This is a genomic window from Nocardia blacklockiae, from assembly GCF_015477355.1.
GTDB lineage: Bacteria > Actinomycetota > Actinomycetes > Mycobacteriales > Mycobacteriaceae > Nocardia > Nocardia blacklockiae.
Genome location: NZ_JADLRJ010000020.1, coordinates 1 through 21,040, shown reverse-complemented (window position 1 = coordinate 21,040; position 21,040 = coordinate 1). Strand labels below are relative to the sequence as shown.

Annotated in this window: 22 protein-coding genes and 1 pseudogene; 17 read left to right on the top strand and 6 right to left on the bottom strand. The window is 70.8% G+C overall.

Annotated elements, in window-relative coordinates; genetic code table 11:
* Positions 1–8 precede the first annotated feature (8 nt).
* On the bottom strand, positions 9–794 hold the full coding sequence (locus IU476_RS33960; protein WP_195106435.1) for an electron transfer flavoprotein subunit beta/FixA family protein: 786 nt from the start codon (positions 792–794) through the stop codon (positions 9–11).
* 191 nt (positions 795–985) lie between these two features.
* Between IU476_RS33960 and IU476_RS33955 the strand changes: the two genes are divergently transcribed.
* The 8 genes from IU476_RS33955 (at position 986) to IU476_RS33920 (ending at position 9,038) form a co-directional block, all read left to right on the top strand.
* Positions 986–1,762 (top strand): class I SAM-dependent methyltransferase, encoded by a 777-nt coding sequence (locus IU476_RS33955; protein WP_195106434.1) that lies wholly within the window; start codon positions 986–988, stop codon positions 1,760–1,762.
* Positions 1,759–3,282 (top strand): 1,4-alpha-glucan branching protein domain-containing protein, encoded by a 1,524-nt coding sequence (locus tag IU476_RS33950; RefSeq protein WP_195106433.1) that lies wholly within the window; start codon positions 1,759–1,761, stop codon positions 3,280–3,282. The genes IU476_RS33955 and IU476_RS33950 overlap by 4 nt, the downstream gene beginning before the upstream one ends.
* Entirely contained in the window at positions 3,279–4,541 is a 1,263-nt protein-coding gene (locus IU476_RS33945) for a glycosyltransferase family 4 protein (RefSeq protein WP_195106432.1), read from the top strand. Before IU476_RS33950 ends, IU476_RS33945 begins: the two co-directional genes overlap by 4 nt.
* A 41-nt stretch (positions 4,542–4,582) precedes the next feature.
* Positions 4,583–5,221 carry a PadR family transcriptional regulator gene (locus IU476_RS33940; RefSeq protein ID WP_195106431.1) on the top strand — a complete coding sequence of 213 codons (639 nt, stop codon included), beginning with the start codon at positions 4,583–4,585 and terminating at the stop codon, positions 5,219–5,221.
* A 56-nt stretch (positions 5,222–5,277) separates the two neighbouring features.
* Positions 5,278–6,285 carry an ABC transporter ATP-binding protein gene (locus IU476_RS33935; protein WP_228824761.1) on the top strand — a complete coding sequence of 336 codons (1,008 nt, stop codon included), beginning with the start codon at positions 5,278–5,280 and terminating at the stop codon, positions 6,283–6,285.
* Entirely contained in the window at positions 6,282–7,043 is a 762-nt protein-coding gene (locus tag IU476_RS33930) for an ABC transporter permease (protein WP_195106430.1), read from the top strand. Before IU476_RS33935 ends, IU476_RS33930 begins: the two co-directional genes overlap by 4 nt.
* 196 nt (positions 7,044–7,239) lie before the next feature.
* A complete protein-coding gene (locus IU476_RS33925; RefSeq protein ID WP_195106429.1) occupies positions 7,240–8,064 on the top strand; it encodes a GNAT family N-acetyltransferase in 825 nt (274 codons plus the stop codon).
* A 5-nt stretch (positions 8,065–8,069) separates the two neighbouring features.
* Entirely contained in the window at positions 8,070–9,038 is a 969-nt protein-coding gene (locus IU476_RS33920) for a lysophospholipid acyltransferase family protein (protein ID WP_228824760.1), read from the top strand.
* Positions 9,039–9,093: 55 nt separating this feature from the next.
* On the opposite strand, the gene iolB is transcribed toward IU476_RS33920, so the two are convergent.
* A complete protein-coding gene (iolB, locus tag IU476_RS33915; RefSeq protein ID WP_195106428.1) occupies positions 9,094–9,972 on the bottom strand; it encodes a 5-deoxy-glucuronate isomerase in 879 nt (292 codons plus the stop codon).
* A gap of 124 nt (positions 9,973–10,096) precedes the next feature.
* Here iolB and IU476_RS33910 point away from each other — a divergent pair, with 124 nt between their 5' ends.
* The gene (locus IU476_RS33910) at positions 10,097–10,249 is read left to right on the top strand and encodes a hypothetical protein (protein WP_195106427.1); all 153 of its coding nucleotides are present in this window, start codon (positions 10,097–10,099) and stop codon (positions 10,247–10,249) included.
* A gap of 19 nt (positions 10,250–10,268) precedes the next feature.
* Here IU476_RS33910 and IU476_RS33905 read toward each other — a convergent pair whose 3' ends face one another.
* A complete protein-coding gene (locus tag IU476_RS33905; protein WP_195106426.1) occupies positions 10,269–11,039 on the bottom strand; it encodes an SDR family oxidoreductase in 771 nt (256 codons plus the stop codon).
* An 88-nt stretch (positions 11,040–11,127) separates the two neighbouring features.
* Here IU476_RS33905 and IU476_RS33900 point away from each other — a divergent pair, with 88 nt between their 5' ends.
* The 5 genes from IU476_RS33900 to IU476_RS33880 all read left to right on the top strand — a co-directional run bounded on the left by IU476_RS33900 (position 11,128) and on the right by IU476_RS33880 (position 13,548).
* Positions 11,128–11,427 carry an ArsR/SmtB family transcription factor gene (locus IU476_RS33900; protein WP_195106425.1) on the top strand — a complete coding sequence of 100 codons (300 nt, stop codon included), beginning with the start codon at positions 11,128–11,130 and terminating at the stop codon, positions 11,425–11,427.
* Positions 11,428–11,524: 97 nt separating this feature from the next.
* The gene (locus IU476_RS33895) at positions 11,525–11,782 is read left to right on the top strand and encodes a hypothetical protein (protein ID WP_195106424.1); all 258 of its coding nucleotides are present in this window, start codon (positions 11,525–11,527) and stop codon (positions 11,780–11,782) included.
* Between the two features lie 87 nt (positions 11,783–11,869).
* Positions 11,870–12,175, top strand: a complete 306-nt coding sequence (locus IU476_RS33890; RefSeq protein ID WP_195106423.1) for a hypothetical protein — start codon at positions 11,870–11,872, stop codon at positions 12,173–12,175.
* Between the two features lie 68 nt (positions 12,176–12,243).
* Positions 12,244–13,167 carry a zinc-binding dehydrogenase gene (locus IU476_RS33885; protein WP_195106422.1) on the top strand — a complete coding sequence of 308 codons (924 nt, stop codon included), beginning with the start codon at positions 12,244–12,246 and terminating at the stop codon, positions 13,165–13,167.
* A gap of 24 nt (positions 13,168–13,191) precedes the next feature.
* Positions 13,192–13,548, top strand: a complete 357-nt coding sequence (locus IU476_RS33880) for an SRPBCC family protein (RefSeq protein ID WP_195106421.1) — start codon at positions 13,192–13,194, stop codon at positions 13,546–13,548.
* A 30-nt stretch (positions 13,549–13,578) separates the two neighbouring features.
* On the opposite strand, the gene IU476_RS33875 is transcribed toward IU476_RS33880, so the two are convergent.
* Together IU476_RS33875 and IU476_RS33870 are read right to left on the bottom strand one after the other, a co-directional pair.
* Positions 13,579–13,938: a hypothetical protein gene (locus tag IU476_RS33875; protein ID WP_195106420.1), complete on the bottom strand. Its 360-nt coding sequence runs from the start codon at positions 13,936–13,938 to the stop codon at positions 13,579–13,581.
* A gap of 189 nt (positions 13,939–14,127) precedes the next feature.
* Positions 14,128–15,798 carry a hypothetical protein gene (locus IU476_RS33870; protein ID WP_228824759.1) on the bottom strand — a complete coding sequence of 557 codons (1,671 nt, stop codon included), beginning with the start codon at positions 15,796–15,798 and terminating at the stop codon, positions 14,128–14,130.
* A 293-nt stretch (positions 15,799–16,091) separates the two neighbouring features.
* On the opposite strand from IU476_RS33870, the gene IU476_RS33865 reads away from it, so the two are divergent.
* Complete coding sequence (locus IU476_RS33865) at positions 16,092–18,365, top strand: ATP-binding protein (RefSeq protein ID WP_195106419.1); 2,274 nt, start codon at positions 16,092–16,094, stop codon at positions 18,363–18,365.
* A gap of 84 nt (positions 18,366–18,449) precedes the next feature.
* Positions 18,450–19,622 carry a PucR family transcriptional regulator gene (locus IU476_RS37190; protein ID WP_195106418.1) on the top strand — a complete coding sequence of 391 codons (1,173 nt, stop codon included), beginning with the start codon at positions 18,450–18,452 and terminating at the stop codon, positions 19,620–19,622.
* Positions 19,623–19,659: 37 nt separating this feature from the next.
* Here the strand turns inward: IU476_RS37190 and IU476_RS33855 are convergent, their stop codons facing one another.
* Positions 19,660–20,349 (bottom strand): cutinase family protein, encoded by a 690-nt coding sequence (locus tag IU476_RS33855; protein ID WP_195106417.1) that lies wholly within the window; start codon positions 20,347–20,349, stop codon positions 19,660–19,662.
* Positions 20,350–20,682: 333 nt separating this feature from the next.
* Between IU476_RS33855 and IU476_RS33850 the strand changes: the two are divergent.
* Positions 20,683–21,040: pseudogene (locus IU476_RS33850) on the top strand (lipase); the annotation flags it as partial.

Sequence of the window (21,040 nt, the reverse complement as noted above, 5' to 3'; positions counted from 1 at the left end):
GGCGCGGATCAGATGATCTTCTGGCCGACCAGGTACTGGGAGATCTGGTTGCCGCCCTCGCCCTCGTCGACGATCTTCTCGCCCGCCGTGCGCGGCGGCTTCGGGGTGACGGCGGTGACCGCGGAGCCCGCGTTGCCCACACCGACGGTCGACGGGTCGATGCCCAGGTCGGCCAGAGTGAAGGTCTGCACTTCCTTCTTCTTCGCGGCCATGATGCCCTTGAAGGACGGGAAGCGCGGCTCGTTGATCTTCTCGGTGACCGAGACGATGGCCGGGAGCGAGGCCTCGAGCTTGAACACGCCCTCGTCGGTCTCGCGCTCGCCGGTGATCTTCTCGCCGTCGACGCTCAGCTTGCGCAGGTGGGTCAGCTGCGGGATGCCCAGGTACTCGGCGATGATGGCCGGGACCGCGCCGGAGCGGCCGTCGGTCGCCTCGTTGCCGGCGATGACCAGCTCGACGCCCTCGATCTGGCCCAGCGCACCTGCCAGGACCCACGCGGTCTGCACGGCGTCGGAGCCGTGGATGGCGTCGTCCTTGACGTGGATGGCCTTGTCGGCGCCCATGGACAGCGCCTTGCGAATGGCCTCGGTGGCGCGCTCGGGGCCCATGGCCAGGACGGTCACCTCGCCGCCCTGCGCCTCCTTGATCAACAGCGCCTCCTCGACGGCGCGCTCGTTGATCTCGTCCAGGATGGCGTCGGCGGCCTCGCGGTCGAGGGTGTAGTCACCGTCGGTCAGCTTGCGCTCGGACCAGGTGTCGGGAACCTGCTTGATCAGTACGACGATGTTCGGCATTGGTCTTCGTCGACCTCCTGTTCTGATGGCACGTGAGGTGGGGTCGCACGATCGGGGTGGCCGTACGTCCACGAAAGCTTCGTGCGGGACATTACCCTACGTTAAGTTACTCGTGGGTAACTTAGGGTGTGATGTTCTGCATCACCACTCCGAGCGCCGGTGTGATAGGGGCAACCGCTAACGTCGGTCGAATGAGTGAGGCCGTTGTGAGCGCGGAGTCCGACGCGGTGGATCCGCTGCCCCTGACCGGTGAGCGGACGGTGCCGGGCATCGCGGAGGAGAACTACTGGTTCCGCCGCCACGAGATCGTCTACGCGCGCCTGCTCGACCGCTGCGCCGGCCGCACCGTGCTGGAGGCCGGCTCCGGAGAAGGCTACGGGGCCAACATGATTGCGGGCGTGGCCGCCCGGGTGATCGGGGTGGACTACGACGCGAGCGCCGTCGAGCACGTGCGCGCGGCCTACCCGCGGGTGGAGATGATCCAGGGCAATCTCGCCGCACTGCCGCTCGAGGACGGCACGGTCGACGTCGTGGTCAACTTCCAGGTCATCGAACACCTGTGGGACCAGGCGCAGTTCCTGCGCGAATGCCTGCGGGTGCTGCGGCCGGGCGGGGAGCTGCTGATCAGCACTCCGAACCGGATCACGTTCTCGCCGGGGCGCGATACCCCCCTGAACCCCTTCCACACCCGCGAGCTGAACGCCGCCGAACTGTCGGAGTTGCTGGTGGACGCCGGATTCCGGGTCGAGCTGATGACCGGCGTGCACCACGGCCCGCGCCTGCGGGAACTCGACGCCAAGTGGGGCGGCTCGCTGATCGATGCGCAGATCGAGCGCGCGCTGGCCGGTGAGCCGTGGCCGGCCGAGCTGGCCGCCGACGTCGCCGCCGTGCGCACCGACGACTTCACGCTGATCACCGCGGACATCGACGCGAGCCTGGACCTGGTCGCCGTCGCGGTGCGGCCTTGAGCGCAGTACCCGGCCGGTTCAGCCTGGTCCTGCACTCCCATCTGCCGTGGCTGGCGCACCACGGGCGCTGGCCGGTCGGCGAGGAATGGCTCTACCAATCCTGGGCCGCCTCCTATCTTCCCGTCGCGAAGGTATTGAGAACCCTTGCCGCCGAGGGCCGTTCGCACCTGCTGAGCCTGGGCATCACGCCGGTGCTGGCCGCGCAGCTCGACGATCCGCACTGCCTGGCCGGGATGCACCACTGGCTGGGCAACTGGCAGCTGCGCGCCGACGAGGCGGCGATGGCCGGCAACCTCGCGCTGGGCGCGCACGAGCACCGGCTCGCCGCCGCGGCGCTCGCCGACTTCGAAGAGCGCTGGCGGCACGGCGGCTCGCCGGTCTGGCGGGAACTGATCGACGCGGAGACCATCGAACTGCTCGGCGGTCCGCTGGCGCATCCGTTCCAGCCCTTGCTCGCGCCGCGGCTGCGCGGGTTCCAGCTCCGCGAGGGCCTGGCCGACGCGCGGCACCGCTGGGGCCACACCCCGGCCGGTATCTGGGCACCCGAATGTGGCTTCACTCCGGGCATGGAGACCGGCTACGCGGACGCGGGTGTGACGCATTTCATGGTCGACGGTCCGGCGCTGCGCGGCGACACCACCCTCGGGCGGCCTGTGCGGGATTCCGACGTCGTCGCGTTCGGGCGGGATCTGCAGGTCAGCTACCGGGTCTGGTCGCCGAAGTCCGGTTATCCCGGCCACGGCGCGTACCGCGACTTCCACCACTACGACCACGACACCGGTCTGAAGCCGTCCCGGGTCACCGGCAAGCAGGTCGCCGGTCCGGACAAGGCCCCCTACGACCCGGAGCTGGCCGCCGCGGCGATCCGCACCGACGTCGAGGATTTCGTGGCGACCGTGCGCGACCGGCTCGTCGCGGAGTCCGCGCGGATCGGGCGGCCCGCGCTGGTGGTGGCGGCCTTCGACACCGAACTGTTCGGGCACTGGTGGCACGAGGGCCCGCAGTGGCTCGAGCAGGTGCTGCGGGCGCTGCCGGAAGCGGGGGTCACCGTCGGCACGCTGGCCGATGCCCGGGCCGACGGGTACGTCGGCGCACCGGTGGACCTCGCCGACTCCTCCTGGGGCTCCGGCAAGGATTGGCGGGTGTGGGCCGGTGACCAGGTGCGCGACCTGGTGGACCTCAATGCCGACGTCGTGCGACTGGCCCTCGACACCGTCGACAAGATGCGGGTGCACGGCGGCGTGCTGCGCGACCCGGTGGCCGACCAGCTGTTGCGCGAGGCCGTGCTGACGGTGTCCAGCGACTGGGCCTTCATGGTCAGCAAGGATTCCGCCGCCGGCTACGCGCGCGACCGCGCGCACCAGCACGCGCACGCCGTGCGCGAACTCGCCGAGGCCCTCGCCGCCGGCCAACTCGCCAAAGCCCGGCAGTTGGCGGCAGGATGGTACGCGGCCGACGGAGTGTTTCCGGCGCTGGACGCGCGCCGGCTCGCCGCGTCCGATACAGAAGGACCCGCATGAAGATTCTGATGGTCTCGTGGGAGTACCCACCGGTGGTGGTCGGCGGGCTCGGACGGCACGTGCACCACCTCGCCACCGAACTGGCCGCCGCCGGGCACGAGGTGGTGGTGCTCGCGCGCCGGCCGATGGGCACCGACGCCTCCACGCACCCGACCTACACCTTCATCGAGGACCGGGTGCTCGTGGTCGCGGCCGCCGAGGATCCGCCGTGCTTCGACTTCGGCGAGGACATGCTGGCGTGGACCCTGGCCATGGGCCACGCGATGGTGCGCGCGGGCATCGCGCTGAGCAAGCCGGGCATCGCGGAGGGCTGGACCCCGGATGTGGTGCACGCCCACGACTGGCTGGTCGCGCACCCGGCGATCGCGCTGGCCGAGCACTACGACGTGCCGCTGGTGACGACCCTGCACGCCACCGAGGCCGGGCGGCACAGCGGCTGGGTCTCCGGCCGGGTCAATCGGCAGGTGCATTCGGTGGAGTGGTGGCTGGCCCGCGACTCCGACGCGCTGATCACCTGTTCGGCGTCGATGCAGGACGAGGTGGAGCGGCTCTACGGCCCCGAACTGGCGCCGGTGACGGTGATCCGCAACGGAATCGACGTGGGCGCGTGGAGTTTTCGCGAGCGCTCGCCGCGCTCCGGCCCGCCCAAGCTGCTCTATGTCGGTCGCCTCGAATACGAGAAGGGCGTGCAGGACGCGATCGCCGCGCTGCCGCGCATCCGCCGCGCGCACCCCGGCGCCACGCTGACCGTCGCCGGCGTCGGCACCCAGTTCGAGTGGCTGCGCGAGCGCGCCCGCGCGCACCGGGTGGTGCGGGCGGTCAACTTCACCGGACGCCTGGACCACACCGAACTGCTGGGCTGGCTGCACGGCGCCGACGCGATCGTGCTGCCCAGCCGCTACGAGCCGTTCGGCATCGTGGCGCTCGAGGCCGCCGCCGCGGGAACGCCACTGGTCACCTCGACCGCGGGCGGGCTCGGCGAACTCGTCCTCGACGGCGTCACCGGCGCGTCCTTCGCGCCCGCCGACGTCAACGGCCTGGTCGACGCGGTGTGCGCGGTGCTCGACGATCCCGCCGCCGCCCAGGCCCGCGCGCACGCGGCCCGCGCGCGGCTCACCGCCGACTTCGCCTGGGACGTCGTGGCCGCCGAGACCATCCAGGTCTATCAGGCCGCCAAGCGCCGGGTCCGCAACCCGCTGGGGCGCCCCGTGGTCGTGGAACGCCCACTGCCGGAACGGGATCCGAACAACCCGTACTGAGGTCGGCCGGGCGCCCCGCGGGGTGGGGCAGAATTTCCGGTATGGCTGTTCCGACGACGCGCATGCTGGTGCTGGCTGTCGTGCGCATGCTGCAACCCGTGCACGGCTACGACGTGCGGCGGGAGTTGCTGTCCTGGCACGCCGACGAGTGGGCGACCGTCAAGCCCGGTTCGGTGTACGGCGCGCTGAAGACGATGCAGCGCGACGGACTGATCGCAGTCGAAGGCGTGGGGCAGGACGGGGCGCGGCCGGAGCGCACCAGCTATCGCCTCACCGCCGAGGGGGAGAAGGTGTTCGGCGACCTGCTGCGCGAGGCGCTGTGGTCGGCCGAGCAGCCGAAGCACCCGTACTACGCGGCGGTGGCGCTGATCCCGTACGCGCCGCGCGACGAGGTGATCGCCGCGCTGCGCAGCCGCATCCTGAAGTTCGAGGCCGACCTGGTCTACCTGGACCGCGAGGTGGACCGCATCCTGTCCGGCAGCGGCGACCCGCGCGAGACCGAGCCGTACCACGTCGCGGACAGCATGCGGCTGGCCGCCGACCACACCCGCGCGGACCTGGAATGGACCCGGAAGACCTTGCAGCGCATCGAGACTCGCGAACTGGATGTGTGGTCTCGCGAGCCCTACGAGGCGCTCACGCCGCAGCGGGACCAGGAGGCGGGTGGTTCCGCCAGTTGATCAAGTCTGAATAGTAAAGCTTGACTATTTGAGCCGTCGTTCCTACCGTTACCGGCATGGAAACGATGGCTACGGTTCGTGGCCACACTCGCACCTCGGTGATCCGAGTTCGGGGGCTGGCCAGAACGTTTCAGACGAAGACGGGTCCGGTCGAGGCCGTCGCGGGCGTCGATTTCGACGTGCACGACGGCGAGATCGTCGGCCTGCTCGGCCCCAACGGGGCCGGCAAGACCACGACGCTGCGCATGCTCAGCACCCTGATCACGCCCACCGCGGGCGAGGCGGTGGTCGCCGACGCCCCGCTGCGCGCCGAACCGCGCACGGTGCGCTCACGCATCGGCTACGTCGCGCAGGGCGGCTCGACCAACGAGGCCCAACTCGTGATCGACGAATTGATCCTGCAGGCAAGGCTTTTCGGCCTCGACAAGGCGGCCGCGCGGCGCAATGCGGAGGCACTGCTGAGCGCCCTGGACCTGGACGGGCTCGGCGGCCGCAAATGCGGTCAGCTCTCCGGCGGGCAGCGTCGCCGGGTGGACATCGCCCTCGGCCTGGTACACGGTCCGCGACTGATCTACCTGGACGAGCCCACCACGGGGCTGGATCCGCAGAGCCGCGCCAACCTCTGGGAGCACATCCGCGGGCTGCGGGCGCGCGGCACCACCATCGTGCTCACCACCCACTACCTCGAGGAGGCCGACGCGCTGTGCGACCGGATCCTCGTCATGGACCACGGCCGCATCGTCGCCGAGGGCACGCCGGACGAACTCAAGCGGCGCATCTCCGGTGACGTCGTCAGCATCGAAATCGACAGCGCACAAGCCGATCTCGCGCTCGAGGTGGCCGAGTCGGCGCTCGACGTGCGGTCGCGGGTGCGGGCCGAGGGCGCGGGCGAGACGGTGCTGCACCTGACCGTCGAACGGGGCGACGCCGCCGTGGTGCCGCTGCTGCGCGCCCTCGACGAGCGCGGCATCGCGGCCGGCGCGCTCACCGTCAAACGCCCGAGCCTCGACGACGTCTTCCTGACCCTCACCGGACGCTCGCTGCGAGAGGCGGACCGATCATGACTTTCCTGCGCGACACCGGACTGATCTTCTGGTCCCAGCTGCGGTCCAACCTGCGCAACCCGGTCTGGGTGCTGATCGGGTTGTCGCAGCCGGTGCTGTATCTGGTGCTGTTCGGCCCGCTGGTGAAGGGCATCGCCCCGGCGCTGGGGCCGGACGCGGATCCGTGGAAGGTACTGACTCCGGCGCTGGTCATCCAGATCGGGTTGTTCGGCGCGATCTATGTCGGTTTCGGCCTCGTCATGGAGTTGCGCGCGGGGGTCGTGGAGCGGCAGCGGGTGACGCCCGCGAGCCGGGGCGCCCTGCTGCTCGGCCGGGTGCTCAAGGACATGGTCGTGCTGATCGTGCAGGCGCTGCTGCTGGTGGCGGTGGCCGTGCTGGCCTTCGGGCTGCGGCCCGACCCGCTCGGACTGGTGCTGTCGCTGCTGCTGATCGCCGTGATGGGTGCGGGCCTGGCGGCGGCGTCCTACGCGCTGGGGCTGTGGGCGCGCTCGGAGGACACGCTCGCCTCGGTCCTCAATACCGTGTCCGTGCCGTTGATGCTGCTGTCCGGGATCCTGCTGCCGCTCAGCGTCGGCCCGAAGTGGTTGCAGCACATCGGCACGGTGAATCCCTTCTCGCACACCGTGGAGGCGGCGCGGGCACTGTTCCGCGGCGATTTCGGGGACTCCGAGGTGTACTGGGGGACCGGGCTCACCCTCGCCGTCGCGCTGGCGCTGCTGGTGCTGGGCGCCCGCAGTTTCGCGCGCGAGAACGCCTGAGCCGCACGCCTTCGCCCTGCCCCGCCGGTCGGGGCGGGGCGTCGGCCTTTTCCCGTTGTGCGGCACGCAAACTGGGCGAACCCGACGCGTCGGCACGGTGAACGTCAGGTGTGATCGTCGTCTCGTTCACCCGACTGGCATCGGCAGGACACTCGGTGGTAGCCGCGTCGCCGACTCGGACTGGCTTCATCGGACCATGACAACAATGTCCGTGCTGACAGCGCCGGCCCGCACGACGGACCCGGGAGCGGACCGGCCGCGGTACTCGCTGGTCGTGTCCTCCGACGCGGAGCATCGCCGGGCCGCACAGCGGCTGCGCTACCAGGTCTTCGCCGCCGAGCCCGGATTCCGCATCCCCGAGCGCGCCGACGGCCTGGACGCCGACCGCTTCGACGAGTTCTGCGACCACCTGCTGGTGCGCGACGACCGCACCGAGGACTTCGTCGGCTGCTACCGGATGCTGCCGCCGCATCAGGTCGCGGCGGCGGGCGGCTACTACACCGCCACCGAATTCGACCTGACCGCAATGGATCCCGAGGGTCGGCGGATCGTCGAGATGGGCCGCGCCTGCGTGGTGCCCGAGCACCGCAACGGCTCCACGCTGACGCTGATGTGGGCGGGCATCCTGCACTACATCCAGCTCACCGGCTACGACTGGGTGATGGGCTGCGTGTCGGTGCCGATGCAGGACAGCCCCGCCGACCCGGCCGGGGTCAACGTGCGCGGGGTGCGAGACCTGTTGCTGGCCAAGCACAGTGGTGATCCGGCCCGGCGGGTGCGGCCCTACCGGCCGGTGGTCGTCGGCGGCCGCCCGCTGGACGAGCTGACTCCGCCCGCGCGACCGACACTGCCGCCGCTGCTGCGCGGCTACCTGCGGCTCGGCGCGGAGATCTGCGGCGAGCCCGCCCACGATCCGGATTTCGGCGTCGCGGACTTCGTGGCGCTGCTCGGTCTCGAAACCATCAACCGGCGCTACCTGGATCGCTTACAGAGCGCCGCGAACACCTTCGACGGACGGTGATACCGATGCCCGCTCTGGTTGCTCCCGGATCCGCCGCGCTCTCCTGCCCCCCGGCGGCGCCCGTGCACGCCTGGATGCCGTCGAGCCCGTGCGGGCCCAGCTGCGTCGACGTGCCCGACGCGGCCGGTGCGGTGCGTTCGGCGGCGCGCGTGGCCGGGGTGGTCGCGCTGCTGCTCTCGTTCCCGGTGCTCAATGTGGTCACGCCGCGCAGCCGGCGCACCGGGCTGCACCGGCGCTACGCGCGCACGGTATTGCGTTGCTGCGGAATAGGTTTGCGAATCGTCGATCAGCGCGGCGGGGAGCCGGCGCGGCGGCGGCCGGCCGGCGGTGCGCGAGCGGCCGATGAGGGGCTGCTCGTGGTCGCCGGCCACGTGGGCTGGACCGACGTGCTCACCCTCGCCGCGGTGCTGCCGATGGGTTTCGTGGCGCGCGCGGACCTGGTCGAGTGGCCGGTGCTGGGCGGGCTCGCCCGGCTGATGCGCGTTATTCCCATCGAGCGGGAGCGACTGCGGCAGCTGCCCGAGGTGATCGCCACCGTGACCCGGCGGCTCGCGGCGGGGGAGCGGGTCGGCGTCTTCCCCGAGGGCACCACCTGGTGCGGCCGGGCGCACGGCCGCCTGCGGCCCGCCCTGTTCCAGGCCGCCGTGGATTCCGGCCGGCCCGTGCAGCCGATCCGCGTTCGCTATCTCGACCGCGACGGTGAGCTGTCGACGGTGCCCGGCTTCGTTGGCTTCGACACCTTCCTGGACTCCGCGCGCCGCGTGATCCGCTCCAAAGGCGTTGTCGCCGAGGTGGTCCTGCTGCCGCTCGAGCAGCCGGGCACCGATCGGCACGATCTGTCCCGGCGCTGCGAGGCGGCCCTGCGCGGTCCGGAAACCCTCGACATCGACGCTCACGCAATGGCTGTCGGCACCGGACCCACCCGCGACATCGTCCCCGGCGACCCGGCGGCTGCGGTGCTTCCCGTCCGGTAGCCGCGACGCCGGGCGAGCGTTCCTTCGCGCCGGAGCCTGTGCGGTGGTGGAGGTGTCAGCGCTGAAAGCCGTTCGTGCCCAGGGGGAGCCGGGGGTCGACGGGCGTGTCGGGCCAGGTGTCGCGCAGCCAGGCGTGAGCGGGGTCGTCGCAGCTGCGCCAGGCGCGTTCCGGACCGGCCATGATGTTGAGGTAGTACATGTGGTGGCCGGGGGCGGCGACGGACGGGCCGTGATAACCGTGCGGGACGAGTACCACGTCACCGCCGCGCACCTCTGCGAGGACATCGATGGGCCGGTCCGCCGTGCCGTACACGCGGTGGTAGCCGAAGCCGGGCGAACCCGTTGCGCCGGTGGCGAATTCGAAATAGTAGATTTCCTCCAGCGGCGTTTCGCGGGCGGAGTGCTCGTCGTGTTTGTGCGCCGGGTACGACGACCAGTTGCCGCCCGGGGTGAGCACCTCGCACGCCAGGACGGAGTCGGCGTCGAAGGCGTCCATCGCGAAGTTGTGCACCTGGCGGCTGCAGGCGCCCGCGCCGCGCAGTTCCACGGCGACCTCGGCGGCGGGCACGTACCGGAACGGCAGGGCGCGCGCCGCCGGTGCGCCGCCGAGGGCGAAACGGCCGCCGCGCGCACTGGTGAGCAGATAGTCGCTCGCGCGGCCGACGTACGCGAAATCCGTCGGCCCGTCGAAAACGCTGTCGCGGCCGGACAATTCATAGCTCTGCCCGCCGCAAGCCACGACGCAGGACCCGGACAGCGGCACCACGACGATCTCGTCGCCACCGCTCCGCAACCGGATCGTCTGCCCGGCCGCCAATTCGGCGACGTGCAGCGTGCAGTACTCCCAGCCCGCTCTCTCCCGGGTGACGGCCACGGTGTACGGCGGCCGAGCGCTGCCGGCGGGGATGTGGAACCTGCTCGGGCGGTCGGTCACGGCGGGCCTTCCCGGTCGGCGGATGGGGTGAGCTTCGCCATATTTTTCCACGGCTCGATGTCGTTGCCGTCCTTGATCTTCGGGTATCGCCACGAATGTCCGCAGCACATCGAGAATCGAGGAGATGATGACGATGACCGGCTCCGCGCCCGTCACCCATGATCATCGGCGGATTCGTGTGGCGAACTGCTTCGGCACCGAGGTGTCGGGGCAGGCTGTCATTCTGGTCTGGGCGTTTCTGATCGCCGCATTGGGTTTGGCGCTAGCTCTGTTGTGATCGCGTCGGCGGCCGCGCGTCAGATCTCCTTGCGCAGGCCGCCGTCTACGACGAGGTCGGCACCGTGGATATTGGGCGCCTTTCCCGAGGCCAGGAACGCGACCAGGGCGGCGATCTCGGCCGGTTCGGCAATTCGGCTCGTGGACATGCCGAAAGCGGCGGGCAGCGTGTCGAGCAGTTCGTCCTGAGACAGACCACGTTGGCGGGCGAGCGTGTCCCCGGTGCTGCCCGGCTCGGTCCAGACAGCAGTCCGGACCGGACCAGGTGAGACGGTGTTGACCCGGACTCCGCGCGGGCCGAATTCCTCGGCGAGAGCCTTGCCGAGAGTCAGGAGAGCCGCCTTCGCCGCGGCGAGATCCACGAGGTGCGGTGCCGGACGCCGTGCGTTGACCGAGCCGATAGTAATGATCTGCCCGCCGCGTTCGACGAGACTCGGCAGTGCCGCGCGACTGGCCCGGATCGCGCTGAACAGCGTCGCCTCCAGGGTGTGCAGCCAGTCTTCGTCGGTGACCGCCAGGAAGCCGCCCGGATGCGGTCCGCTGGTTCCGCCGACATTGTTGACCAGCAGGTCGATCCCGCCGAGTGCCGAGGCGACGGCGACGAGATCCGCCGGCCCGCCGGGCGTGGCGAGGTCGACGGCGAGCGTGTGCGGGGTGAGCAGCCGGAGTTCGGGACTGATGGTGCGGGCCCCAGCGACGACTCGATAGCCCTCGGCCAGAAGCGCTTCGGTGACCGCCAGGCCGATGCCCTTGCTCGCGCCGGTGACCACGGCGATTTTGTTCTCGGCCAAGGTGATCGAGCCTTTCGTCCTTATGCGCGCGCGCCGTTAATACATCATTGAAGGCTGATATTGAAGCATAAAGTATCATTGCCTACTGATGAATGACAACGGCGGTGGAATCGATGCGCGGCTCGCGGCGATCGGGCGGGCGTTGAGCTGCGATGTCCGGCTCGCGGTGCTGCGCATTCTCGCCGGGGGAGACGCGTCGGTGAGCGAGCTGACCGACCGCACGGGCGTGACGCAGCCCAACATGTCCAATCACCTGGCCGTCCTGCGGACCGCCGGACTCGTGACCGGCCTGCGGGAGGGGCGTGTCATCCGCTATCGGCTCGCCTCCCGAGAAGCCGCCGATCTGGTGCGCAGCCTCCTCGTGGTCGCCGAGGCGAACCCTTCGTAATCGCGGTGCCGCGCGACTTCCGCTATAGACCGACGGTTGATGTGCCGTTATTTATCGGTACAATAAATGGCGTTCGAGTTCGGCTGCGGGAGGCGAGATGCTCGGTCTGGAACGCCGGTTCGGTCTGGAACGCCGGCTGCTTCGAGTGCTCGACGAGGTGGACAACCTCGGTGCCGCGGCGAGTGTCGAGCAGGTGCGCGGGCTGCAGCAGGTCCTCGGTTTCCTGGATCGGGAACTGGACGCGGCGGTCGTCTCCGGTGAGCGCCGCCGTGAACTCGCCCAACTGCGGTGCCTGGCGGGCACCGCGTGGGCCCGGGCCTACGCGCGCGCGGTGCTCGCCCGCGACTTCGGCTGAGCCCCGGGCCGAAAGGCTCTATCCCCTTGCGGCATCCGCGATTACGTTGAGTCCGACAGTGGCGATGCCGGACGAAGGGCGTACACGGTGACGGACGATCTGACCGATCGAGCGGACACCCGCGGCGCAGCGCGGGAGATCACCGACCCGGTGACGGTGTCGGACAACGGAGTTCGCAACATCGCGCCCCCGACCTTCTGCTTCGAACTCCGTGACGGAACCGGCACGCTCGTCGACGTCGTCTCCCGGGTCGTCCTCGGCGACCTCCGCGACTTCGACGCCGTCGCCGCGCTGCCACCCGACCGTCCCGCCGCCCTCGGTCTGGTAGCCGAGTACGACGCCGGTCCCCAGGCGCGAACACCGGGTCGGCAGTTCACCATTCGCCAGGACTGATCGGGCGACTCCATCCGCGTTTCCGGGCATCCGGAATGTCCGCGGGGCGATCGGCAGTTGCTGGGGTCATGAAAGCTTTGGTGTACGACCCCGACGCGCGGCACGGACTACGTCTCGGCACGGCGCCGGACCCGGTGCCCGCGCCCGGCCAGGCCCTCGTGCGAGTCGCGGCGACCTCGCTCAACTTCGGCGAGGTCACCTACCTGCGCAACAACCACGCGCCCGGTGGGGTGGCCGGCTGGGACGCCGCCGGCGTCGTGGTCGCCGCGGCCGCGGACGGCAGCGGCCCCGCGGTCGGGGAGCGGGTGATCACGTTCGGCTGGCACGGCGGGTGGGCGGAACTGCGCGCCGTGGACACCGGCGAGCTGGCGGTACTCCCCGACGAGGTCGAGCACGGCGCCGCGGCGACACTGCCCGTCGCGGGAGTGACCGCACTGCGGGCCGTGCGCCGGCTGGGCCCGGTGCTCGGACGGCGGGTGCTGATCACGGGTGCCTCCGGCGGCGTCGGCCGGTTCGCCGTCCAGCTCGCCGCGCTGGCGGGTGCGCACGTGGTCGCGGCGGTCGGCCGGCCGGAGCGCGGCGCGGGTCTGACCGAACTCGGTGCGGCCGAAGTGGTTTCGGGCGGCCTCGCCGAGATCCGGGAGCCGGTGCACGGCGCGATCGACAATGTGGGCGGCCGCCTGCTCGCCGACGCCTACGCGCTGCTCGCTCCGGACGGGATCGCGGTGAGTGTCGGCAAGGCGTCGATGGAACCCACCACGATCGACTTCGAACGCGCCCGCCTCGACAACCCGGGCGCTCGCATCGAGGCCTTCGTGGTCGCCCCCGGCCTCGGCCCGGACCTCGCCTACCTCGCCTCGCTGCTCGCCGCGCACCGACTCGACCCGCAGGTGGGCTGGCGCGGGAGCTGGGAGCGCGCCGACGAGGCGGTCGGCTTGCTGCTCGACCGCCGCATCGCCGGAAAGGCCGTCCTCGACGTCGACGGTGCGTAGGCCGCACCGCCTACGCTGTCCGGCGTGATCGAATTCGGTTCGCGGGCGCGCACTGCGCCGGCGCCGCCGTCCGCGGTGTGGGAGTCCCTCACCCGGCCGCGGCGACCCGGCGCGCGCCCGTGGCTCGACCTGCTGCCCGACGAGATCGAGCCGGTCGTGCTGGCGGCCGAGCCACCGGACGTGGTGGTGTGGTCCTCGCTCTGGCCCGGCACACCGGATGTGCGGGTGCGGTTCGACCTCTCGGCCGCGGGCTGTGGGACCTTGCTGCGCTTCACGCTGCTGGCCGCGGAACAGCAGCCGGACCCGAGCAAGACCGGGCATCTGCGCCGGCGCATGAATCGCCTGCTGTTCGCGGACCTTCGCTATTCCTACGGTCAATAACCGACCGGTTCGGCCGCTTTTCGCGCGGGTTCAACCGACGGAGCGCGAGGAATCCGGTTTGATGCGGCCGTTGCGGACCAGTACCGAAAACGCGATCGCCTTACTGAGACAGTTGTCGGTGCTGCAATGTAGGTGCCGCTGCATTTCCCGGTGCGCCTGCGAGACCGTCAGTGTGCGGCTCGGCGGCCGATGCATCGACGAGGGTAACCACATGTCCTGCGCATTGTCCGCGCGCTCGGGCGGCAGGGCGGAACGGGTGCGCGGAGAGGTCGCTTTCTTCCGGCGATCGTCGGTCCGGAACAAACTCAAGTTGATTGCGACGAATGCCGCCAGCAGCATTCCGACAACCGCGACGACGGAGAGGGGCCAGTGAAACATGGCATCATTCACCTTCTTCCGTGTTGACGGGCTCGGCCACCGCCTGTGCCGTGACCGGACGGGCCGTCTACCTGCTCCAGTCTGCCGCTGCCGTCGAGCGCACCCCTTCTCTGCGATGGGAATGCGCTGAGCGGCACGCATCCCGGTACGGTGCAAGTTTCAACCATTTTCCGACCGGTTCGACGGTCCCGGGAAAACGGCTCAGCGGGTGGCGAAGTCGGCCAATCGGGTGGATACCACTTCGGGCTGCCCGTTGTTCTGGCGTTCGGCCGCGGTGAGTACGTCCAAGTGGTTGTAGCCCGGCAGAAATACGACGGTGTCGTCGGGATTTCCGGTATCGGCGACGGGAATGCCGCCGCTGCCGTGGAAAGTGAGGATGGGATGGCGGCGCGTGCCGTCGGAGTGCAGATGATGCGCGGCGATCGACGGCGCGGTGGCCTGCTGCAGATCGAGCGCCAACCGCGACGGGAAATACCATTCGGTGAAGTCCAGCGGCGGCTCGCACAGGCTGCGCGCGATTTCGGTGATCGAGGTGACCTCGCTGTCCGGCGCGGTGACACCGGAATCGGTGCCGACGGCGTCGTAATCGATCCAGCGATAGACCGTCTGCGCGTCGTAGCGCGTGGGGGAGACCTTGGGTGCGTCCCCGAAGGTGCCCATCGCCAGCGGGCTGCGCGCGATCGCGTCCGGCAGCGGAAAGTTCTTGGTGCCCACCGGTCCGCCGCCGACGAACCCGGCGCTGGTCTGCAGGAAGCCCAGCGGCTGCGAGTTGTCGTCGAGCAGCGCGCCGAGCACCGCCTCGTTGGTCGCCGAGAGGGTGCGCACGTCCGGGCGGCCGGTGGCGAACATGATCGGGTCCCGAGACAGCAGGGTGCGCAGTGTCACGGCGATGTTCGGGTTGTCGGGCAGGCGGCGGACCAGGTCGTTCACGCCCTCGGGGGCCAGCCGCGCCGCGAGCCCGGCCAGCGCCAGCAGGTTGGTCGTCTCCGGATTGATCACCGCGGGCAACGCCAGCACCGGCAGCGCGGTGTCCAAACCCAGTGACAACCCTTCCACGCCAGCCGCCAGGCCGGGCGGGAGCGAGGGAAAGTCGAAGCCGCGCAGCGAGATTCCCGCGCGGATGGTGGTGTCCAGCGCGAAATAGCCGCCGCACTGCCGGTATCCGGCGTCGTCCGTGGTGGCGGGGTCGCCGTCGAAATCCCAGCCCGCGAAGAACCCCGTGACGAAGCCGCCCAGGGAATGCCCGCCGCACAACACCTTTCGCTGTCGCACCCGCGGATCCGGCAGTTCGGCCCGCAGCAGGTCGTACTCGTCGCGCAGGGTCTGCGCCAGGCCTTGCTCGCGCAGCCAGCCCGTCGCGTCACCGGCGGCGTATCCGGCGAAGCGCCGTCCGTCCACCGGCGCGCCGTGGAAGTAGTAGTCGGTCGCGGTGTCGAAGGATCCGGTGCGGAGCGCGGCGCGGGTGCCGGTGTGGTCCTCGAGACAGTTCGAGCGGCGGTCCAGCGCCCAGAACTCCACGTGCCGACCACGTTCGGCGGCCCGCGCGACGGTATTGCGCGCGACGCTGTCGAAGGCGCCCGCGCCCTCGAAGATGCCCGGCTGGGCAACGAGCACGCGATCGGCCTCGGCCGGGTCGTCCGGCCCGTCCGCCGAGCGCCACCGCAGATACGAGAGGTTGTCGCACGCCGCCGGGTGCGGGGGTGCGGACGCGGGCAGCGGCACCGGCCGGGTCACCACGGAGGCGATCACCGCTCCCGACGAGTCCCACGCGACCTCCGCCCGGACCGGATCGGCCGCCGCCACCGCGTATCCGCCCAGGCAGCACACCGTCACGACCACGCACCACACACCGGCTCGGCGTCTCCGCACCATCCGCACTCCTTCGCCGGTCGCCATCGAATCGAACCGGTGCCGAACACGAGACCGAAGGGACGAACATGCTGAGGTCTCACAATGTCCGGCCGGAATTTCGGTGTTCGGGCACACCTATGCCCATGTCGCGGTGTGCAATTCGCCGCGCGTTCCGGGCTCCCGGGCTCCCGAACTTCGGACCGCGCAGTCGTCTTCGCCTACGATTCGCCGTACTCGACCTAATGCGGATTCGGCGCGGCAGGCGGTGCCAGGAGCCCGTCCCCGCCCGGATCCCGGGACGGAGCGAAGGGCGGATGGCACGCGACGATCTCGATGCGCACCCGACCAGCTATATCGGCCGGGCGAGCGACGCGGCCGAGGTGCGCCGCCTGCTGGGCGTCGCGCCGCTGGTGACCTTGACCGGCGCGGGCGGCATCGGGAAGACCCGGCTGGCGCGGCGGATGACCGCGACGGTCGCCGGCGCCTACCGCGACGGCACCGTGTTCGTCGAGCTGGCCGAGGCCCGCGACGGCACGGAGGTCCCGCAGGCGGTGGCCGACCGGCTCGGTCTGCGCCTGCGCTCGCGGGAACCGGTCACCGGCCGCGTCCTGGAACACCTGCGCCACAAGGGAATACTGCTAGTCCTGGACAACTGCGAGCACGTGCTCGACGGGTGCGCCGAGTTCACCGCCGCGGTCCTCGGCGGCTGCCGCGAGGTCGCGATACTGGCCACCAGCAGGCAGTCGCTCGGCGTCCCCGGCGAGCACGTGTATCGGCTGCCGCCGCTGCCGTCGCCCGAGTCCGCGGTGGGCACGCCGGCGGAGCTGCGGCAGTACGAAGCGGTGCGGCTGTTCGTGGACCGGGCGACGGCCGTGCGGTCGGACTTCGTGCTCGACGAGACCGAGGCCGAGGCCGTGGCGCGGCTGTGCCGGATGGTCGACGGCGTGCCCTTGGCGATCGAGCTGGCCGCCGCGCGCATGCGTTCGCTGTCGCCGCGGCAGGTCGTCGCGCGCTGGTCCGGGGGACTCGGGCTCTCGACGAGCTGGGGGCGCACGGTGGCGGCGCGGCACCAGAGCCTGCGCGCCACGATCGACTGGAGCTACGACCTGTGCACCGCGGCGGAACGGACGGTGTGGGCGCGGCTGTCGGTCCTCGCGGGCTGGTTCGACCTGGACGCCGCCGAATTCCTCTGCGCGGGAGGCGATGTCGCGGCCGACGCGGTCGTCGACGTGATCGACGCGCTGGTGGACAAGTCGATCCTCGAACGCCAGGGCGGGCAGGTCGTGCGCTACCGGCTGCTGCAGACGCTGCGTGACTACGGCGGGCAGCGGCTCGACGAGAGCGGCGACCGCCCCGCGGTGATGCGACGGTATCGGGACTGGTTCCACCTGATACTCACCACCGCCGACGCCGAATGGCTCGGCCCCCGCCAGCACGAATGGGTGTCGCGGTTGCACAGCAGTCGTGCCGACCTGCGCGCCGCGATCACGTGGTCGCTCGACGAACCCGGCGAGGCGGGGGTGGCGGTGTCGATGGCCGCGCAGGTCGAGGAGTTCTGGACGTTGTCGGGAGCGAATCGGGAAGTGCGGGACTGGCTGGAACGAGCACTCGCCGCCGCACCGGAACAGCCGCGGCGGGCCCGCGCGTGGGCGGTCGCCGCGCTGCATTCGCTGTGGCTGACCGACCTCGACACCGCGGCCCGTCAGCTCGACCGCGCCGAGGCGGCCGCGGCCGACCACCCCGACCCGGTCGTCGCCGCGTACGTGACCGGTATTCGCGCGTTCGAAGCGAAGATCCGGCTGGACAACGAACGGGCCGCGACACTGGCGACCCGGGCGCTCGACGTGCTGCGCGCGCACGGCCGCCGCCGCGAGGCGCAGCTGCCCGTGCTGGTGCTCGGCCTCGCGAGCGCCGCCGGGGATCCGGCGGCCATTCTGCGGATGCTGCGCGAGGCGATCGCCCGCTGCGCGGACTGCGGCGACTCGTACTACCGCGAGATGATGCTGTTCGCGGTGGCGCTCATCGAGGTCTATCTGGGCAATACCGCCGCGGCCGCGCGGGCGGCGGAGACCGCGCTGCGGTCGGCTCGGACCCGCGACAGCCGATTCAACGACGCCTACTGCATCGAGGCGCTGGCCTGGGTCGCCGCCGTGGCGGGCGAGCACCGGCGGTCCGCGACCTTGTTCGGGGTCGCCGCGACCGCCTGGGAGCTGCTCGGAGCCGAACCCGGCGTCGTACTCGCCCTGCCGCACAGCAGGTTCCGGTCGCAGACGGAACAGGCGCTGGGCGAGCGTGGATTCGCCGAGGCGTTCGCCGCGGGCCGCGCGCTGTCGGTGGCCGACGCCCGCGGCTACGCCTTGCGCGAGGAAACGCCCGGCCGCGACGACGCCGATCCGGTGCCGTTGACCGCGCGGGAACTCGAGGTGGCCGGGCTGGTCGCGCAGGGCATGACTAATCGCGACATCGCGGCCCGGCTGGTGATCGCGCACCGCACCGCCGACACCCACGTCCGCAACATCCTCACCAAACTCGGTTTCACCGGGCGCGCCCAGATCGGTGCGTGGGTCACCGGCCGCGCACATACGTAGTCGCGCGGATACGCACATCTGCCGATGCCGGGCCCCGTCGGCGCGGTGCAGCCTGGAACTCCCGCGTCATGGAGGAGGGCAACGGTGCCGCAACAGGATCGGATATCGCCGATGATGTCCCAGCACGTCGAAACGTTCGCCCGCACCGTCTGCGAGCGCGCCCGGTTCACCGGCGGCTCGGTGTGGCGCAGCTCCGAGCTCGCCCGGGACTGCGTGGAACTGGCGATCGCGCTGGCCGCGGGGCGGGAATGTCCCGCGCTGGTGCTCGGGGTCGAGCGGGCGGCGGAAGAGTATGCGCGCGAGGGCATATCGGTCGAGGCGATCCTCGGCGCGTTGCATTACGGCGTCCGGATCGGCGTCGTGCTGCTCACCGAAGGAACCGGACCGGGTGACGAACTCGCCGCCGCGGTCGCCGCCGTGCGCGGGTACCTGGGCGCCGCCGACACCACCGGCCTCGCGGTGCGGCTGCTGCACAGCACGACCACCGCGATCACCCGCGCGTACGTGCGGCAGCTGCACGCCTCGACCCCGCCGCCAATGCTGCGGACACTGGGCTCCGCGCTGCTCGCGGGGGACGCCACCGCCACCATGGCGCGCCGCTACGGCGTCGAGATCGCCGACGCGTATCGGGTTGTGGCCGTGGCCTTCTCACACCCGGACGGACCGGATCCGCACGGTCGATTCCTGTGCTCGGTGTACGAGGAGCTGGCGTGCCGGTACCGCGACGCCGCGCTGCCGGTGCTGTCGGCCGACGGCGGCACCATCCTGCTGCCGGCCACCCACTCCGACGACGCCGAACTCGACACCCTGACCGACGGGCTGGCAAGCGCGGCAGGCACTTCCGTCACCGGCGTCGTCCTCGACGCCGAACTCGCCGAGATCCCGGCCACCGACGTCCGCGCGCACGAACTGCTCGATCTGACGCAGCGACTCGGCCTGCCGCCCAGGCTGTATCGGTTCGCCGACCTGGCCTTGGAATACCAGCTCACGCGCCCCGGTCCCGGCATGGAGCGGCTCAGCGCCCTGCTCGACCCGCTCGACGCGCACCCCGAACTGCTCGACACCCTGCACCGCCACATAGACAACAACCTGAACCGGCAGCGCACCGCCCACGCCCTGCGCCTGCACACCAACACCGTCGACTATCGACTCAAACGCATCGCGCGCCTCACCGGGCTGGACATCACCCGCGCCGTGGACCTCTGGTACGTGCGCTCCGCCCTGGTCGCGCGCGGCGAATCCGCCCGGCAGCCGTGACGCGCTGTGCGACAGCGGGTTCGCGTCCGGACGAGGCTCACAGGCGATCGACGGCGAACTCGGCGGCCTCGTCCGCCTTGCGGGTGTAGCTGGTGCGGTGCACGTTCCAGTCGGTGCCGCCGGGCTCGCAGACCGGGTCGTTCCGGCTGCAGGTGTCGTAGGTGCGGTCGGCGTAGGGGCCGGTGACGCTGCGGCCGACGCCGCGAATGGGGTTGCCGAACAACAGGATCGCCGCGATCTTCGATTCGACCGACGGCGGCAGGGTGGCGACGATCGGTCCGCCCACCTTCGCGCCGGCGCTGCTGATGCCGATCGAATTGTCGATCACGTTGGCGCCCTGCGAGTATCCGACGAGGACGAAGCGCTGATTCGGGCACGCCGCGGCCGCCTCGGTAATGTGCCGGACCAGTTTGCGGTTCCCTTGCTGGACCGAGTACGGCTGGTTGAAATCGGCGGGATAGTCGATGCCGTGCGCGCTGTGCGACACCCGCAGCCGCCGGCTCAGCGCCTCGTAGACGGGCTGACCGACCGCGATGCCCAGGTCCGCGATGGACCCCGACGGCTCCATACTGCCGCGTGCCGCCACCACCTCGACATCCGTGCAGGTGGCGGCTCGGGCCGGTGCGGCCGCGGTGAGCAGGGTGCCGGCGGCGATCGCCGCCGCGGCCGTCAGTGCGGCCGATGCTCGCACGATCGTCGTCCGCTGTACGCGCACTGGTCCGGTCATTGCTGGGGTCCTCCACGGGTCGGGCTGATCGCTGGAACGTCGCTCGCGGGCAGACGGTAGTCGCGGGCGGCGGCGCGGTCGACGGTCCGCAGCCATTTCTCGAATCGTTCACAGCGGCGTCGCGCGCGACATACTCCGACTCGACAGCGAGCGCGATTTTCGCGTGCTGTGGACATTCCTGATCGCGATGTGCGGCCGATGGTGATTTCCACGGACTGTTTCTTTTTGCCGCGGTGCGACCGGCTCGCCGGTTTTAGCGTCGTCCGCGGTTCTCGCAGTGATGAATTCGGCGCTGCGCGAACCGAACCGCACCTTTGTGCAGAAAGGTATCTGATGAAGCGAACTACCATCCGCGGGACACTGCGCACCGCCGTCGTGGCGAGCGCGGCGCTGCTCGCGTTCGGCCTACCGGGGGCGGGGGTGAACGCCGATCCCGCGGCCGCGCCGACCGAACAGCAGTTGGCCGATGTGATCGGTCGGGGTTTGAAGGATCCGGCGGCGCATCCGATCGCCGATTCCGGGAGCGCGGGCAGTTCCGGGTCCGCGTGTACGTCCGGGAGCGGTGCGGGGTCGGGTAACGGTTCGGGTGATTGTTATGGGGGGTCGGGGTCGAGTTCGGGGTCCTCGGGTGGGCATTCGTCGGACACGGTGGGTTTCGGTCCGCCGTCGACGGCGTTCCTGGCGGCGTTCG

Bases quoted from the DNA above. Each gene is read 5' to 3' on its own strand.
- IU476_RS33955 (WP_195106434.1), top strand. From the start codon at position 986: ATGAGTGAGGCCGTTGTGAGCGCGGAGTCCGACGCGGTGGATCCGCTG.
- IU476_RS33945 (WP_195106432.1), top strand. From the start codon at position 3,279: ATGAAGATTCTGATGGTCTCGTGGGAGTACCCACCGGTGGTGGTCGGC.
- IU476_RS33960 (WP_195106435.1), bottom strand. From the start codon at position 794: ATGCCGAACATCGTCGTACTGATCAAGCAGGTTCCCGACACCTGGTCC.
- IU476_RS33935 (WP_228824761.1), top strand. From the start codon at position 5,278: ATGGAAACGATGGCTACGGTTCGTGGCCACACTCGCACCTCGGTGATC.
- IU476_RS33870 (WP_228824759.1), bottom strand. From the start codon at position 15,798: ATGGTGCGGAGACGCCGAGCCGGTGTGTGGTGCGTGGTCGTGACGGTG.
- IU476_RS33940 (WP_195106431.1), top strand. From the start codon at position 4,583: ATGGCTGTTCCGACGACGCGCATGCTGGTGCTGGCTGTCGTGCGCATG.
- IU476_RS33865 (WP_195106419.1), top strand. From the start codon at position 16,092: ATGGCACGCGACGATCTCGATGCGCACCCGACCAGCTATATCGGCCGG.
- IU476_RS33885 (WP_195106422.1), top strand. From the start codon at position 12,244: ATGAAAGCTTTGGTGTACGACCCCGACGCGCGGCACGGACTACGTCTC.
- IU476_RS33930 (WP_195106430.1), top strand. From the start codon at position 6,282: ATGACTTTCCTGCGCGACACCGGACTGATCTTCTGGTCCCAGCTGCGG.
- IU476_RS33920 (WP_228824760.1), top strand. From the start codon at position 8,070: ATGCCCGCTCTGGTTGCTCCCGGATCCGCCGCGCTCTCCTGCCCCCCG.
- IU476_RS33900 (WP_195106425.1), top strand. From the start codon at position 11,128: ATGAATGACAACGGCGGTGGAATCGATGCGCGGCTCGCGGCGATCGGG.
- IU476_RS33895 (WP_195106424.1), top strand. From the start codon at position 11,525: ATGCTCGGTCTGGAACGCCGGTTCGGTCTGGAACGCCGGCTGCTTCGA.
- IU476_RS33925 (WP_195106429.1), top strand. From the start codon at position 7,240: ATGACAACAATGTCCGTGCTGACAGCGCCGGCCCGCACGACGGACCCG.
- IU476_RS33855 (WP_195106417.1), bottom strand. From the start codon at position 20,349: ATGACCGGACCAGTGCGCGTACAGCGGACGACGATCGTGCGAGCATCG.
- IU476_RS33910 (WP_195106427.1), top strand. From the start codon at position 10,097: ATGATGACGATGACCGGCTCCGCGCCCGTCACCCATGATCATCGGCGG.